At 69.3% G+C, this 15,063-nt stretch carries 17 protein-coding genes; 7 read left to right on the top strand and 10 right to left on the bottom strand.

All coding sequences use genetic code 11. The features are described 5' to 3' along the window. Positions 1–80: 80 nt before the first annotated feature. Positions 81–1,766, bottom strand: a complete 1,686-nt coding sequence (gene nusA, locus JRI60_RS13690) for a transcription termination factor NusA (RefSeq protein WP_204226289.1) — start codon at positions 1,764–1,766, stop codon at positions 81–83. 60 nt (positions 1,767–1,826) lie between these two features. Then, the gene (rimP, locus tag JRI60_RS13685; protein ID WP_204226288.1) at positions 1,827–2,309 is read right to left on the bottom strand and encodes a ribosome maturation factor RimP; all 483 of its coding nucleotides are present in this window, start codon (positions 2,307–2,309) and stop codon (positions 1,827–1,829) included. A 217-nt stretch (positions 2,310–2,526) separates the two neighbouring features. On the opposite strand from rimP, the gene JRI60_RS13680 reads away from it, so the two are divergent. From JRI60_RS13680 to JRI60_RS13655, 6 genes are all read left to right on the top strand, one after another. Beyond that, positions 2,527–3,330: a carbon-nitrogen hydrolase family protein gene (locus JRI60_RS13680; RefSeq protein WP_204226287.1), complete on the top strand. Its 804-nt coding sequence runs from the start codon at positions 2,527–2,529 to the stop codon at positions 3,328–3,330. Positions 3,331–3,406: 76 nt separating this feature from the next. After that, positions 3,407–3,877 (top strand): FecR family protein, encoded by a 471-nt coding sequence (locus tag JRI60_RS13675; protein WP_204226286.1) that lies wholly within the window; start codon positions 3,407–3,409, stop codon positions 3,875–3,877. Continuing rightward, positions 3,874–4,761 carry a LysM peptidoglycan-binding domain-containing protein gene (locus JRI60_RS13670; RefSeq protein WP_204226285.1) on the top strand — a complete coding sequence of 296 codons (888 nt, stop codon included), beginning with the start codon at positions 3,874–3,876 and terminating at the stop codon, positions 4,759–4,761. Before JRI60_RS13675 ends, JRI60_RS13670 begins: the two co-directional genes overlap by 4 nt. A gap of 15 nt (positions 4,762–4,776) precedes the next feature. Continuing rightward, entirely contained in the window at positions 4,777–6,477 is a 1,701-nt protein-coding gene (locus tag JRI60_RS13665; RefSeq protein WP_204226284.1) for an HD domain-containing phosphohydrolase, read from the top strand. A gap of 86 nt (positions 6,478–6,563) precedes the next feature. Continuing rightward, positions 6,564–6,902, top strand: a complete 339-nt coding sequence (locus tag JRI60_RS13660) for a DUF971 domain-containing protein (protein WP_204226283.1) — start codon at positions 6,564–6,566, stop codon at positions 6,900–6,902. A 19-nt stretch (positions 6,903–6,921) separates the two neighbouring features. After that, on the top strand, positions 6,922–8,637 hold the full coding sequence (locus JRI60_RS13655) for a serine/threonine-protein kinase (RefSeq protein ID WP_239470498.1): 1,716 nt from the start codon (positions 6,922–6,924) through the stop codon (positions 8,635–8,637). A gap of 19 nt (positions 8,638–8,656) precedes the next feature. Here JRI60_RS13655 and JRI60_RS13650 read toward each other — a convergent pair whose 3' ends face one another. The 5 genes from JRI60_RS13650 to JRI60_RS13630 all read right to left on the bottom strand — a co-directional run bounded on the left by JRI60_RS13650 (position 8,657) and on the right by JRI60_RS13630 (position 12,293). Beyond that, positions 8,657–9,199, bottom strand: a complete 543-nt coding sequence (locus tag JRI60_RS13650) for a ClpXP protease specificity-enhancing factor SspB (protein ID WP_204226282.1) — start codon at positions 9,197–9,199, stop codon at positions 8,657–8,659. A 30-nt stretch (positions 9,200–9,229) separates the two neighbouring features. Next, entirely contained in the window at positions 9,230–9,712 is a 483-nt protein-coding gene (gene smpB / locus JRI60_RS13645; RefSeq protein WP_204226281.1) for an SsrA-binding protein SmpB, read from the bottom strand. Between the two features lie 12 nt (positions 9,713–9,724). Next, positions 9,725–10,579 carry a pantoate--beta-alanine ligase gene (gene panC / locus JRI60_RS13640; RefSeq protein ID WP_204226280.1) on the bottom strand — a complete coding sequence of 285 codons (855 nt, stop codon included), beginning with the start codon at positions 10,577–10,579 and terminating at the stop codon, positions 9,725–9,727. A 3-nt stretch (positions 10,580–10,582) separates the two neighbouring features. Further along, on the bottom strand, positions 10,583–11,482 hold the full coding sequence (gene panB / locus JRI60_RS13635; protein ID WP_204226279.1) for a 3-methyl-2-oxobutanoate hydroxymethyltransferase: 900 nt from the start codon (positions 11,480–11,482) through the stop codon (positions 10,583–10,585). 166 nt (positions 11,483–11,648) lie between these two features. Then, positions 11,649–12,293, bottom strand: a complete 645-nt coding sequence (locus JRI60_RS13630) for a deoxynucleoside kinase (RefSeq protein WP_204228931.1) — start codon at positions 12,291–12,293, stop codon at positions 11,649–11,651. Positions 12,294–12,468: 175 nt separating this feature from the next. On the opposite strand from JRI60_RS13630, the gene JRI60_RS13625 reads away from it, so the two are divergent. Then, complete coding sequence (locus JRI60_RS13625) at positions 12,469–12,750, top strand: hypothetical protein (RefSeq protein WP_204226278.1); 282 nt, start codon at positions 12,469–12,471, stop codon at positions 12,748–12,750. Between the two features lie 4 nt (positions 12,751–12,754). Here JRI60_RS13625 and JRI60_RS13620 read toward each other — a convergent pair whose 3' ends face one another. The 3 genes from JRI60_RS13620 to tsaD are packed head-to-tail and all read right to left on the bottom strand — an operon-like array spanning position 12,755 to position 15,058. After that, positions 12,755–13,153 carry a hypothetical protein gene (locus JRI60_RS13620; RefSeq protein ID WP_204226277.1) on the bottom strand — a complete coding sequence of 133 codons (399 nt, stop codon included), beginning with the start codon at positions 13,151–13,153 and terminating at the stop codon, positions 12,755–12,757. A gap of 57 nt (positions 13,154–13,210) precedes the next feature. Continuing rightward, positions 13,211–14,041: a 16S rRNA (adenine(1518)-N(6)/adenine(1519)-N(6))-dimethyltransferase RsmA gene (gene rsmA / locus JRI60_RS13615; RefSeq protein ID WP_204226276.1), complete on the bottom strand. Its 831-nt coding sequence runs from the start codon at positions 14,039–14,041 to the stop codon at positions 13,211–13,213. An 18-nt stretch (positions 14,042–14,059) separates the two neighbouring features. After that, a complete protein-coding gene (tsaD, locus tag JRI60_RS13610) occupies positions 14,060–15,058 on the bottom strand; it encodes a tRNA (adenosine(37)-N6)-threonylcarbamoyltransferase complex transferase subunit TsaD (protein WP_204226275.1) in 999 nt (332 codons plus the stop codon). Between the last annotated feature and the right edge of the window lie 5 nt (positions 15,059–15,063).

Raw genomic sequence — 15,063 nt, 5'->3', positions numbered from 1 at the left:
GTTCTTCTTTTCTTCTACTACCGGAACGAGCCTTCAGGCGCATCCCCCCTGGCGTCCAAGCGAGCTAAAGGCCTCGACAATCATGCACCCGCCGGCTGGGCCGCCGGGGAGGAAGAGGCGCCACGTTCCGCGTTGAGCTCCGCCCGGAGCTTGGCCTCCTCCACCAGATAGTTCTCCGCCGCGCTCTTGAGCTGGCGGGCCTTCTTGATGCCCACCCCTGGCACGTCGCCCAGCTTGGCCAGGTCCTTCTCGTTGGCGAGGTCCTCGACCGTCTTGTAACCGGCCAGGGACAGCTGTTCGATGGTCTTTTCCCCCATGCCCCTGACGCGCGCCAGACGCTCCGTCTGACTGAGCTCGTCCGGATGGCGGCGAGCCTCGGCCTGCCGGGCCTGCTCGCGCTCCCGCTCCATCCTGGACAGCTCCGCGTCGTCCACCGACATCTGCTTACGTGCCTCTTCCTGCATGGCGGGAATGCGCGCCGGGTCCACCCCCGGAATCTGCGACAACATCTCCGGATTGGCCTCGGCGATGTCCTTGGCCCGACGGAAGCCGTGCGCGTAGAGCGTCTCGACCAGCATCTCGTTGACACCCGGAAGGGCGCCCAGCGAACGGTTGGCGAACTCGCGCATCTCGCGCACCCGGCTCTCGCTGTTGATGTCCAGCTTCCAACCCGTCAGCTGGGCCGCCAGGCGGACGTTCTGCCCGCGCCGGCCGATGGCCAGCGACAGCTGGTCATCCGGGACGATGAGCTCCATGGCGTGGTTGGCCTCGTCGATGATGACGCGGCTCACCTCGGCCGGGGCCAGCGCGGCGCACACGAAGCGCGCCGGATCCTCGTCGTAGGGCACGATGTCGATCTTCTCGCCGCGCAGCTCCTGCACCACCGCCTGCACGCGGCTGCCCTTCATGCCGACGCACGCGCCCACCGGATCCACGTCCGCGTCCCGGCTGGAGACGGCGATCTTCGCGCGCCCACCCGGCTCGCGCGCCGCGGCCTCGATGACCACGATGCCCTCGGCGATCTCCGGCACCTCCATCTCGAACAGCTTCGTCAGCAGGTTCACGGAGGCGCGGCTGAGGACGATCTGCGGACCCTTGGACTCGCGCAGCACGTCCAGCACGTAGGCCTGGACGCGGTCGCCGGCGCGGTACGTCTCGCGCGGCACCTGCTCGCGCACCGGCAGCACCGCCTCGGCGCGGCCCAGGTCCACGATGATGTTGCCGCGCTCGAACCGGCGGGCGATGCCCGTGACGATCTCGTTCTTGCGGTCGCGGTACTCGTTGAAGACGTTCTCGCGCTCGGCGTCGCGGGTGCGCTGGAGGATGACCTGCTTGGCCGTCTGGGCCGCGATGCGTCCGAAGCCGCGGCGGAACGTCTTCAGCCGGAGGATGTCCCCGTACTGATCGTCCTGCGCCTTGGCCTCCGCCGCGTCCTCGTCACGGTAGAAGATCTGGAACACGAGCTCGTCGCCCGGCTCCACCTCCATGCCCTTCTTGTGCGCCTCGTCGAGGGAGATCTGGTTGACCGCCTGCACGGGGTCGGTGATCTGCTCCACCACGGTGATGGCCTGGAAGAGCTCGACCACGCCCTTCTCCGGGTCGTACTTCGCCTCGAGGTTGCGCTCCTGGCCAAAGTGCTTCTTGGCCGCGGTCGTCATCGCGTCCTCGAGCGTGGCGATGAGCACGCTCCGATCGATGCCCTTGTCCTTGGCCACCTGGTCCAGGACGAGGTTGAGGTTGATGTTGGGGTTGGCTGGCGTGGGCATCATCTTCTCCAAAGGTTCCACGGGCGCGCTCGCGCGAGAGCGCACCCTGTATGTGGACTGCTAGAACTCGAACTCCAGATTGGCCTTGGCGATGTCCTTGAGGGAGATGCGGAAGTTGCCCGCGCCCTCCACGTCCACGGTGATGGCGTCGGCCGCCACCTCGGTGAGCGTTCCGGTGAAGTTCTTGCGCGGCGGCTCCCCGACGGGCCCGAAGGTCTTCACCTTGACCTTCTGTCCCTTCACCCGCTCGTAGTGAGCGAGCTTCTTCAGGGGGCGGTTCACCCCGGGGCTGGACACTTCCAGGTTGTATTCGTGGGGGACGATGTCCTCCACGTCCAGCACCGTGTCCACCGCGCGCGACACCTGCGAGCACTCGTCCAGACCCACCCGTCCACCCGGCTTGTCGATGAACAGGCGCAGGACCCAGCCCTCGCGCTCGCGGACGAATTCCACCTCGAGGAGCTCCAGCCCCTCGCCCGCAACGATGGGCTCGAGCAGCTCTTGCGCCCTTGCTTCCACCGTTTGCTTGATGTTCTCCGCCATAGGCCGCTTAAAAGACTCCGGACTCCAAAAACACGAAAAGCGGGCACGACGGCCCACTTTTCGAGGAACTGCGTCGAAAAATGTCGGCGGCGTCCGTAGCACACGCCACCTCGGGGTGTAAAGGATGACGCACCCCTTGTCCTGACATCGAACAGTCCTCCCAGGGGCAGGGATTCCCGGGGTTTCCACGGACGGGAATCGTTATAACGCCCCCATCATGTACCTGCTCGCCGCAGCACAGATGGTGTCCACCGCGGACAAGGCCCACAACCTCGACTCGGCCACCCGGCTCGTCCGGCGGGCCGCCGACCTGGGAGCGCGCTTGGTGGGCCTCCCCGAGAACTTCAGCTGGATGGGACCGGAGTCCGAGCGCTCTGGCGCCGCGGAGACACTCGACGGGCCGACGCTCTCGCGCATGGCCGAGCTGGCGCGCGAGCGGAAGGTGACGCTCCTGGCCGGCTCCATCCTGGAGACGGGCGCGCCCGGAGGTCGCCTCTACAACACCACCGTCCTCTTCGGACCGGATGGCTCGCGGCTGGCGGTGTACCGGAAGATCCACCTCTTCGACGTGGACGTGGGCGACGGCACGCCCTACCGCGAGTCGGCGGCGGTGGCGCCGGGCACCGACGTGGTGGTGGCCGACACGGAGCTGGGCCGGCTGGGCCTGTCCATCTGCTACGACCTGCGCTTCCCCGAGCTGTACCGGCGCCTGGCGCACGAGGGCGCCACGTTGCTGGCCGTCCCAGCCGCCTTCACGCTGATGACGGGCAAGGACCACTGGGAGGTGCTGCTGCGGGCGCGCGCCATCGAGAACCAGTGCTACCTCTTCGCTCCGGCGCAGGGCGGACGGCACTCCCCGCAGCGCGTCACCTGGGGCCACGCCATGGTGGTGGACCCCTGGGGACTGGTGACGGCCCGCGCCTCCGAGGGCGAGGGCCTGGCGATCGCCCCGGTGGACCCCGAGTTGCTCGCGCGCATCCGCAGGAATCTGCCGTGCCTGCAACATCGACGACTGGACTGAACCGACCGAGCGCCTGTGACCGGGCCCCTGGGTGCCGGGTCCAATCCCCGGTACACTGGGGACTGGAACTCATCTCGTGAACAGTCGCTGGTCCTATAGTGTGTTCGTCCTCGCGCTCGCGGCGCTGTCGGTGGGCTGTCCCGCCGACGAGAAGCCCGCGGCCGCAGTGCATGTGCCGGCCGTACCGGAGCCGGTGCGGCGTGCTCAACTCAAGGGGTTGCAAGGGGACGTGAAGGTAAAACGCGCGGCGGGAGATGAGTGGCTCCCCGCCCAGGAGGGCATGCCCCTCTTCGAGAACGACAAGGTGCGGACCGTGGCGGGCGCGGGAGCTCAGATCGTCTTCGCCAACGGCAGCGTGGTGAACCTCGGCCAGGATGCGCTGATCGGCATCGCCGAGACGCGCGCGAGGCCCGGGCAGGTGCGTACGGACCTGACCGTTCTCCGCGGACGGGTGGACGCCGAGCTCGAGGATCCGGCCCGCCAGTCGCTCTCGGTCACCACTCCAGCGGCCACCGTTCGGGCCGGAAGGGAGATCGTGTTCCAATGAAGAGTTCCCTCCTGCTGGCCTTGCTCACGCTGGCGCCCGCCGAGGTGGTGGTGCGTGAAGGAGAGTCGCTCGCCCAGGTGGCCCAGCGCGCGCTGGGAGACCGAGGTGGTGCCAGCGAGCTCAAGGCGCTCAATGGATTGAAGGACGACGCGGTCGCTCCGGGCACGAAGCTGAAGCTGCCGGGACCGGATCGGGCGCGGGCGCAGAGCGTGCTGGAGACGGCGCGCAACGCGGTGAAGCACGCGGACTCCAAGGTGACGCGGCGCGAGGAGGCGGCGGCCAAGCTGAAGGAGGCCGAGGCCCACTTCCAGAGCGCGCGTTACGAGGACGCCGCCCAGGCGGCGGACGGGGCGTGGAAGCTGCTGTCGGCGAGCGCATCGCAGCCCACCGCCTTCACCGTGGCGGTGGACGACAAGGGCGCCACCACGGTGGAGTCCAGGTCCGGCCAGCCGGTGCGCGTGGAGGCCGAGGGCGTCACCCGGCCCGTCTACGTGGGCGAGAGCGTGCGCGTGGAGAAGGGTCAGCCGCCACCGCCGTCCCGGCCCTCGCTGGGCACGCCCCACCCCACCCAGCCGGCCGACAAGCTCAAGCTGAGCGTGCAGTTCGCCAAGGGCGGCCTGGGCTCCGTCCTCCTCGCCTGGCAGGCGGTGGAGGGCGCCGAGGGCTACGAGGTGGAGCTGGTGCCCACCCGGGGTGAGAAGCGGGTGCTGACGGCCTCCGCGCCCCAGCTGAAGGCCTCGCTGCCTCCGGGAAGCTACCGCTGGAGCGTGCGCGCCGTGGCCCGCGACGTGCGCTCCGAGGCCTCCACCGAACAGGGCTTCGAGCTCATGGAAGCGCCGGCCAAGCCCATCCATCTCCAGGTGCAGCCCTCGAAGTGGAAGTAGCACGGGAGCTCTCCCATGCGTCTCTTCAAGACCATCCTGCTGCTGATGCTGGTGGCCAGCCTGGTGCCCACGGTGATGGTGGGCTGGCTGTCCGTCTCCGACACGCGCGAGCTGCTGGTGCGCGATGCCCAGGAGCTGGCGCAGGAGCGCGTCAAGCAGCTCAAGCAGAAGACGGAAGCCTTCCTGGCGGAGCCCACGCGCGCGGTGCTGAGCATGGCGCGCGTGCCCAACTTCTTCGCCCTGCCGCTGGAGCAGCAGCAGACGTACCTGAGCGCGGTGCTCAACCAGAGCCGAGAGGTGCAGGCCATCACCCTCTTCGGGCCGGATGGAAAGCGGCTGCCGAAGCTGCAGGCCTTCGCCGTGAGCGACGTGCCACCCACCGCGCTGGCCGAGCACGAGGCGCGCGCCGTGGCGCTGCTGGAGGGCCTGGGTGACCTGCGCTACGCCGACGTGGTGTGGCGCCCCAGCGGCGAGGCGGTGGTGACGTTCCTCTACCCCGTGGGCGAACCCGTGAAGGGCTACGTCGCCGCGGACATGTCCCTGGCCGGACTGCAGGCCATGCTCGCCCAGGAGCGCGTGGGCAGCACCGGCTTCGTCTACCTCGCCGACATCAAGGGCCGTGTGCTCGCCGGTGGCGGCGGACTGGTGGCCAACCAGGACGTGGCCCAGCGGCCCGTGGTGGCGCACCTGCTCCAGGGCCTGGCGCGCAGCCCGGACACGGACATCCTCCACGTGGGCAACTTCGGCGAGGGCGACGAGGCCGTCGTCGCCGCCTACGCCGCCCTGGCCGACCCGCACTGGGCCATCGTCTCCGAGCAGCCGGTGGCGCTCGCCTACAAGCAGGTGGAGACGATGGAGCGGCGGCTGCTGCTCACCGTGCTGGCCGCCACCCTGGTGGCCCTGGCGCTCGCCGCCGTCTTCTCGCGCAGCGTCACCCGCCCCCTCAAGGGCTTCACCCAGGGCGCCCTCCAGCTGGCCCAGGGCAAGTTCGGCCTCGAGGTCAACGTCCCCCAGAAGAACGAGCTGGGCGAGCTGGCCCGGACGTTCAACTACATGAGCAAGCAGCTGCTCGCGTACGACCACGAGAACCGCGGCCTCTACGAGAGCCTCGAGCAGGGCTACCTGGAGACCATCGTCGCCCTGGCCAACTCCATCGACTCCAAGGACTCGTACACCCGCGGCCACAGCCAGCGCGTGGGCGACGTGGCAGTGGAGATCGGCCGCGAGCTGGCCCTCTCCGAGCGCGAGCTCAAGCAGCTGCAGTTCGGCGGCATCCTCCACGACATCGGGAAGATCGGCATCGTCGAGTCCATCCTCTGCAAGCAGTCGCGCCTCACCGACGAGGAGATGACCATCATGCGCGAGCACCCGGCCATCGGCGACACCATCATCAAGCCCATCAGCTTCCTGCAGGCCATGCGCTCCTGCGTGCGCAACCACCACGAGCGCTGGGACGGCACCGGCTACCCGGACGGCCTCAAGGGCGAGGAGATTCCCCTGCTGGCCCGCATCGTCGGCTGCGCGGACACCTTCGACGCCTGCACCTCCACCCGCCCCTACCAGAAGGCCATGCCGCTGGAGAAGGCGATGGAGATCCTCGACAACCTCAGCGGCAAGCAGCTCGATCCGGCCGTGGTCGCCGCCCTGCGCCGGGTGCTGGAGAAGAAGGGCGTGCGCGTGGAGGGCCACCGCCTGCCCGTCAAGCTGGCCTCGTGAGGCGCCCTGGCTTCCCCCTCCCCCCATTCCACCGCCGGGATGGTAAGCAGGGGCCACTTTCGTTCTGGCCCTGAAAGGGGAGACTCTTGAGCTTCTGGGATCGCATCAAGCCCACCACGCGCCCCGTGTCCGCCACCGAGGTGGAGCTGTCGCCGGAGAAGACCCGGCTCAACCTCACCTGGGAAGATGGGGTGAAGACGGACGCCACCGCGCAGCACCTGCGCCAGCAGTGCCCGTGCGCCGGGTGCGTGGACGAGTGGACCAACAAGCGCACGCTGGACCCGGCCAGGGTTCCCGCGGACCTGCGCATCACCCAGGTGCAGCCGGTGGGCAACTACGCGCTCACCTTCGTCTTCAGCGACGGACACGGCACCGGCATCTACCCCTGGAAGCTGCTGCGCGACATCACCCAGCCCCAGGGCTGAAGCGCACGGAGAGAAACGCGTGAACGAGTCCCGGTACCGGATGGTGCGCCCCCTCGCCACGGGAGGGATGGCGGAGCTGTTCCTCGGCGTGGCTCGCGGCGCGGAGGGCTTCGAGAAGCCCGTGGCCATCAAGCGCATCCTCCCGCACCTCGCCAGCGAGCCCACCATCGCGAAGATGTTCCTCGCCGAGGCCCGCCTGGCCACCCACCTGCACCACCAGAACATCGCCAGCGTCTACGACGTGGGCAGTGGCCCCAATGGCCTCTTCCTGGTGATGGAGCTGGTGAACGGGTGGGACCTGGGCGTGCTCCTGCGGCACGCCGCCCGGCGCGTCCAGCGCTTCCCCCCGCACCTGGTGGCCCACATCGGCGCCCAGGTACTGGCGGGCCTCATCCACGCCTACCGCCGCATGCACGCCGGCCAGCCCGTGCTGACGGCCCACCGGGACATCTCGCCCTCCAACATCCTCGTCTCGCGCGAGGGCGAGGTGAAGGTGACGGACTTCGGCATCGCCCGCCTCGAGGGCATGTCCATGGGCACCCAGCCCGGGACCTTCAAGGGCAAGCTCCCCTACGCCTCGCCGGAGACGCTGCAGGGCCAGCCCGCCACCGCCCTGAGCGATCAGTTCGCCCTCGGCATCGTCCTCTACGAGCTGCTCGCCGGACAGCACCCCTTCCTCACCCATGACAGCCAGGATCCCCTGGCCTTCGCCATGGCCATCACCCAGCGCGAGCCCCCGCCGCTCACGGGCACTCCGGCGCCGCTGGCGGCGATCGTGGCGCGCGCCATGTCCAAGGCCCCCCAGGCCCGCTTCCCTCGCCCCGAGGACATGGCCGAGGCGCTGGCCCGCTACCTGGCCCAGGCCGGCGAGCCCGCGAACTCCCAGTCCCTCGCCGCGTTCATCAACGACCTCAACCCGCCCCCCACCCTGCTCGAGCTGGGCGACACCACCGACCATCTGGGCGAACTGGACACGACCACCCGGCACCTGACCCTGGCCACCCGGCCCGTGGAGTCGCCCTCCTTCGATCTCCAGCCCTCGGACGACTGGACCGAGCAGCCCGGAGGGGCCGCGCTCAGCGCGAGCGGCCGGCTCATCCAGCCCCCCACCGCCCCCGCCCGGCCCCGCGAGTTCCGCTGCTCCCGGTGCAACGCCCCCCTGCCCTCGGCCCATGCGCCGTGCGATCGCTGCGCCCGGGAGCTCGCCCCGGGCCTCTCCATGCTCGCCGAGGACGTCTCCACGCCCGCGCCCCAGCAGCAATACGAGGCCACCTTCGCCGCCCCACCACGCTCGGTGCTGGACATGCCCGAGGAGGAGCTGCAGGTGGCCGAGCGGGTACGTCCGGAGAGCGACTTCCCACGGATCGATGAGCCCGGCCCGAGGTCCGGACTCGGCGCGCGGTGGGCGCGCTCCCTGGCGACCGTGGCGGTGCTGCTGCTCGTACTGGGCGGAGCCGTGGTGGCCTGGCCGAACCTGAAGCCCCTGCTCGACCAGCTCCGCTACAAGATGGCGGCGGGACGACCCGCGTCCACGCTCTTCATCACGAGCGAGCCCGAGGGCGCCACCGTGACCATCGACGGAACGGTGCTGGGCACCACGCCCCTGGCGCTCGACAACTCCTACCCACCCCAGGACATCCCGGTGCAGGTGACGCACAAGGGCTACAAGCCCTGGAAGGGCACCTTCACCGGAAGCCAGCCGGCCTCCCTGGACGTGAAGCTGCTCAAGCGCTGAGGGCGCGCGACAGCCGCCCTCACTTCACCAGGCGCAGGTGACCGCGCCGCGGCGGGGGCGGATCGTCCTTGGGGCCCTCGGACTCGGCGGCGGCCGGAGCGGCGGGCTCAGGAGGCGCCTCCTGCCGCACCACCTCCCGGAGGATGGCCCGGGGCCTGTCCACCGGCGAGGGCGGCTGCTCCGACGCCGGCTCCGCCTCCGACACCGGTACCGGCACCTTGGACGTCACCATCGTCTGCTGGATGAGCTCGGCCGGCATGTCGTCCGGGTACATCCAGAATTCCTTCGTGACGTGACTGGTGATGGCGAAGAGCGCGGACCAGGGCACCGCCACCATGAAGCGGCTCCCCGAGAAACTCAGGGTGCAGCGGACGCCCCACTCCCCCACCGAGAGATCCGGCGGCTCGAACCGGTAGGAGAGGTTGAGACGCAGGTGCGCCTCGTTGCGCAGCGAGGAAGGCACGAGGACCCCCGGACGGCGCGCGTCCAGGTGGATCATCACCATGCCCTTGTCGAGCGCGGCCAGCAGCCGCGCCTTCTTTTCAGGACCCTTCTTGTCCATCGACGTGCGCCGACGAGAGATGGGGGCGTTTCAGCGACGGCGCATCGCCCGGTCCATCTCCCGCTTCGTCTCCCGTTCCTTGATGTCCTGCCGTCGATCCTCGTGCGTCTTACCCCGGCACAACCCCAACTCCACCTTCGCCCGCCCGTTCTTGAAATACAGCAGGAGCGGGATGATGGAATAGCCTCGCTCCCGCACCTTCGTGGTCCAGCGGTCGATTTCCTCACGGTGCATCAACAGCTTGCGGCCGCGCAGGGGCTCGTGGGTGAAGAAGCTGGAGGGGTTGTACACGCCGATATGGGCGTTGAGCAGATACAGCTCACTGCCCTTGGGAAGGGCGTAGGCGTCCGAGAGGTTGGCCGTCCCGGCCCGGAGCGCCTTCACCTCGCTGCCGGAGAGCTGGAGACCCGCCTCCACCTTCTCGTCCACGGTGTAGGCGGCCCGCGCCTTGCGGTTCTCCGCGATGATCTTGATGCCGGGCTCCGACCCGCCCTTGCCCTTTCCACCCGCCATATGCTCGCGCCTCTAGCCTCCGATGGGCTGGTTGTCGATCAGCCGCGTGGTACCGACGAAGGCCGCCACCAGCAGACGCGCCGGCTGGCCCGGAGTCACGACGGACAGCGGGGTCAGCGAGGAGGCATCCACCAGTTCCACATAATCCTCCCGCAGACCCGCTGCCTCCAATTCACGGCGCACCGCGCCCACCAGGGCCGGGGCCTCGCGGGTTCCATTCCGGCACAGGGACTGGGCCGCCGACAGCCCGCGCGACAGAGCGAGCGCCCGCTGCCTGTCCTCCTTGGAGAGGTACGCATTGCGGGAGCTCATGGCCAGCCCGTCCGGCTCGCGCACGGTGGGCATGCCGACGATCTCCACGCCCAGGTTCAGGTCGCGCTCGAGGGCGCGGATGACCTGGAGCTGCTGGTAGTCCTTCTCGCCGAAGAGGGCCAGGTGGGGCCTGAAGATGCACAGCAGCTTCGTCACCACCGTGGCCACGCCGCGGAAGTGGCCGGGCCGGCGCGCGCCGCACAGGCCCTGGCTCACCTGCTCCACGTCCACGTACGTCTGATACCCCGGGGGATACACCTCGGCGGGCAGGGGGGCGAAGACGGCCTCCACCCCCGCGCTGCCGCACTTGGACAAATCCCCCTCCATGTCCCGCGGGTAGCGCGACAGGTCCTCGGTGGGACCGAACTGGGTGGGGTTGACGAAGATGGAGGACGCCACGACGTCCGCGCGCCGCAGCCCCTCCCGCATCAGCGAGAGGTGCCCCTCATGGAGGAATCCCATGGTGGGGACCAGGGCCAGCCGGCGACCCGAGCGGCGGATGGACTCCGCCCAGGCGGCGGTCTCGGCAACGGTGCGCAGGACGAGTGGCTGCATGGGCTAGACCGGAGCTCCGTACACCGGGCCCATCTTCTCCGTGCCCTCGGCGGTGGTGGGCTCGCCCTCGGGGTGGGAGGCGACGAGGCGGATGGGCTTGGACTTGAAGGAGTGCTCCTCGTCCGGGAAGGTGCCCGCGCGGACCTCTGAGAAGTAGGTGCCAACGGCCTCGGTCATGGAGCCGTGGAGGTTGGCGTAGCGCTTGACGAACTTGGGCTTGAAGTCCGGGTTCATCCCCAGCAGGTCGTAACAGACGAGCACCTGCCCGTCGCAGTACTTGCCCGCGCCGATGCCGATGGTGGGGATGGTGAGGCGCTGCGAGATGGTGCGAGCCAGCTCCAGCGGCACGCCCTCGAGCACCAGCGAGAAGCAGCCGGCGCGCTCCAGCGCGATGGCGTCCTCGAGAATCTGGCGCGCGGCGTCCTCGTCACGTCCCTGCACCACGTAGCCGCCCATCTTGTGCACCGACTGCGGCGTGAGGCCCAGGTGGCCCATGACGGGGATGCTGGCGCGGACGATGGCGGAGACGACCCCGGCGAACTCGGCGCCTCCCTCCAGCTTCACCGCTCCGACCTTGCCCTCCGCGACCAGGCGGCCGGCGTTGCGCACCGCGTCCTCCACCGACACCTGGTAGCTCATGAAGGGCATGTCACCCACCACGAGCGCCCGCTTCGTTCCGCGGACCACCGCAGCCGAGTGGTACACCATCTGGTCCATCGTGACCGGGAGGGTCGAGTCATGCCCCTGGACGACCATGCCCAGGGAGTCACCCACGAGCAGTACGTCGGCTCCGGCGTCATCGAAGACCCGGGCGAAGGTGGCATCGTAGGCGGTGACCATGCAGATCTTCTGGCCGCTCTGCTTCAGGCGCTTCAGCGTATGGATGGTGACCTTGTCCTTCACGGTTCACCTCCTCTGAGAGTGAGAGTTCAACGTCCCGCGGTGAATCGACGGACACCCCTCGCAGTCCCCATGGGGGATCGACGGGAGCAGCCGTCCAGGACACTCTAACGCGCTCCGGAGCGCCGCGGGGACTTCTCGTGAAGGCTGGCGGGCATCCGGGCGCCACTCAGGGCCGCTTGCTGCCCGTGGGCAGGTAGTGCTGGGTGCCCTGACGCGCCCGGTCAATGGCGCCCAGCAGCCCCTTGAGGTCCCCCTCGTTGTGGACGAAGTCGATGTCCGAGGTGTCCACCACCAGCAGCGGCGTCTCCGTGTAATGGGAGAAGAAGTCGTTGTAGGCGTGGACGAGCTCCTCCAGGTAGCCGGCGTCGAACTGACGCTCGAACTCCCGGCCGCGCTTCTTGATGCGGTAGAGCAGCACGTCCAGCCGGGCCTGCAGGTAGATGACGAGGTCGGGCTTCGTCACGCGCGGGGTGAGCGCCTCGAAGACGCGCTCGTAGAGGCTCAGCTCGTGCGAGTCCAGCGTCAGGCACGCGAAGATGCGGTCCTTGGCGAACAGGTAGTCGCTCACCGTCACCGAGTTGAAGAGATCCTGCTGGACCAGCTCCTCCTGCTGCCGGAAGCGCGAGAGCAGGAAGAAGAGCTGCGTCTGGAAGGCGTACTTCTGCCGGTCCGCGTAGAAGTTGGCGAGGAAGGGATTCTCCTCGACGATCTCGAAGATACGCCGGGCCCCGAAGCGCTCGGCGAGGATGTTGGAGAGGCTCGTCTTGCCGACGCCGATGGGCCCCTCGACCACGATGTAGCGGTTGTCCATCCGCTTCGAGACCTCCACCTCGCGAGAAACGGGGCGCGGAATAGAACACGGGAGTGGCGACCGGGCAATGATCCGGCTCGCGAGGCCATCACCACCCTTGACGCCTCGGTGGACGTCCACTACCAGGGACTCACGCGCGGTGCGGGACAGGTGGACCGTGCGGGGACCGAGGGAGATGAATCGAAGGCAGCGGGCGAAGACGGTCATCGAGCTGGAACCACGCCGCACGGCGTCCACCGAAACGACGAAGGCCCCCGAGCGGGTGGTGGAAGCCGATCCGCTCTATGGCGTGGCCCTCCTCAAGACGGCCCTGGAGCTCAAGCGCCGGCAGGACGGCACCCCGGAGGAGATCCTCCGTGGCGTGCTCGCGCGCATGCGGCTGTCCGAGGAGGACTTCCGCGCCTGGCTGTCCCAACAGGGCGGACTGCTGAAGGTGCTCGGCGGCGAGGAGTCCTGAGCCGCTAACGCGCGGCCACCCAGGACTGCAGCGCGGTGTCCACCGCGTTGCCGAGCGACTTGCAGAAGGCGTACTCGGTGCGCAGCCGCTCCACGGGAGTGGCCGCCTCGAAGCGGCGCGTCTCGAAGAAGAGCGCGTACACCACCTGGTCGCCCACCTTCGAGCGGATGCCGAGGTACTCCCCCTGCACGTCCATCTGCGGCAGCAGCATCCGCTCCAGCGAGCGGTAGACGCGGGCCATGTCCCGGGTGGCCCCGACGAAGGCGTTCTCGTCGAGGAGGGGAATCGGGCTGGAGTCACCCCAACGCAGCAGCACCTCCCCATCGGGGCGGGCGAACACCGCGTACACCACTCCGAAACGGTGGAGTACCGGTTCCAGGGCCTCCAGGGGCAGGGGTCTCATCATCCTCTCCAACGCCCCTCTCGTTAGCACCAGGATCCGTGGGACGCCAGATTGGCGCTACCGCGCCACCGGCCCCAGCGCGCGCTCGATGGCGGCGAACTCCTCGGGAGAGAGCGTCTCCGCGCGCCGGGTCGGATCGATGCCCGCCGTCTCCAGCGCCTTCTGCACCTGCTCCGTCGTGCCCAGCGACTTGTCCGACTTGAGCGAGTTGAAGAGCGTCTTGCGCCGCTGAGCGAAGCCCGCCTTCACCAGACGGATGTAGCGCGCGCCGTCCACCACCTGCGCCAGGGGCGCGGGCCGCCGCGTCAGCCGCAGCACCGCCGAGTCCACCTTGGGCGGCGGATGGAAGCGCCGGGCGTCGATGTCGAAGAGGTGCTCGGACTCGAAGTACAGGCCGAGGATGGCGGTGAGCAGGCCGTACTCGCGCCCGCCCGGCTCGGCCGAGAGGCGATCCACCACTTCCTTCTGGAGGGTGAAGACGGCGCGCGTCACGTGGTCGCGCTGCTCCAGAACCTGGAAGAGGATGGAGCTCGTCAGGTGGTACGGGAGGTTGCCCGCCACCTTCAGCTCGGGGACACCCGCCACCTCGGCGAAGTCCACCGTGGCCGCGTTGCCGGACACCACGCGCACGCCGGGGATGGCCTCCTTCTCCAGCACCGCCACCATGTCGCGGTCCTTCTCCACCGCGGTGACGCGTGCCCCCGTGGCCGCGAGGAAGCGCGTGAGGTGCCCCAGGCCCGGGCCCAGCTCCACCACCGGCTCGCCCTCGCGCAGCTCCAGCGCGTCGGCGATGGCCTCCAATATCTGCGGATCTCCGAGGAAGTTCTGCCCCCAGCTGTGCTTGGCCCTCAGGCCATGGCGCTGGAGGATGTCACGTGGCGTATCCACTCGCGGCTCCCTTCACCTTCACATGCGCCAGGCCGGGTCCGCGGACAGACTGAAGTCGCCGCGCAGGCCCCGACGCCAGGCCTCGTAACCCGCCACGGCGATCATCGCGCCATTGTCCGTGCACAACCGCACCGGCGGGAGGTACAGCTTCAGGTTGCGATCCTCGGCGCGCTCCAGGCTCAGCGAGCGCAGGCGCGAGTTGGCCGCAACGCCCCCGCACACCACCAGGCGCTTCAAGCCCAGCCGGCGCGCGGCGGCGACGAACTTCTTCGACAGCGCGTCCGCCACGGCCTCCTGGAAGGAGGCGCACAGATCCGCCAGCTCCTGCCCCTGGGGCACGCCGTGCTTGCGCACGTGCTGCAGCACCGCCGTCTTCAATCCGGAGAAGGACCAGTCGAAATTCTCCGAGCCGGGCAGCGCGCGGGGGAAGCGGATGGCCTCGGGGTTGCCCTTCTGCGCGAGCTGGTCGATGGGCAGCCCGCCCGGGTACGGCAGACCGAGGATGCGCGCCGTCTTGTCGTAGGCCTCGCCGGCGGCGTCGTCCCGGGTGCTGCCCACCAGCCGGTAGCGGCCGTAGTCCTGCACCTCGTAGAGGCTGGTGTGGCCGCCGGAGACGACGAGCCCGAGGAACGGAGGCTCCGGGGCGTCCTCCAGCAGGCGGCTGGCGAGCAGGTGCCCCTCGAGGTGGTTGGCCCCGACGAAGGGCTTGCCGGTGGCGAGGCTCAGCGACTTGGCTACCTGCACGCCCACCAGGAGCGCGCCGATGAGGCCGGGCCCGGAGGTGACGGCGATGAGGTCCACGTCATCGAGCGTCTTGCCGGCCCGGGTGAGGGCCTCGTGCAGGACGGGCATGACCTGGACGACGTGGTTGCGGCTGGCGAGCTCCGGCACCACCCCACCCCAGCGGCGGTGGATGTCCACCTGGGTGGAGACGACGTCGGAGAGCGCGCGCCGACCGTCCTCCACGACGGCGGCGGCGGTCTCATCACAGGAGGTTTCGAGTCCGAGTACGAGCAAGGGCT

Origin of the sequence: Archangium violaceum (assembly GCF_016887565.1) — a bacterium.
GTDB lineage: Bacteria > Myxococcota > Myxococcia > Myxococcales > Myxococcaceae > Archangium > Archangium violaceum_B.
The sequence above is the reverse complement of the archived record's forward strand: the minus strand, read 5'-3'. Positions and strand labels throughout refer to the sequence as shown.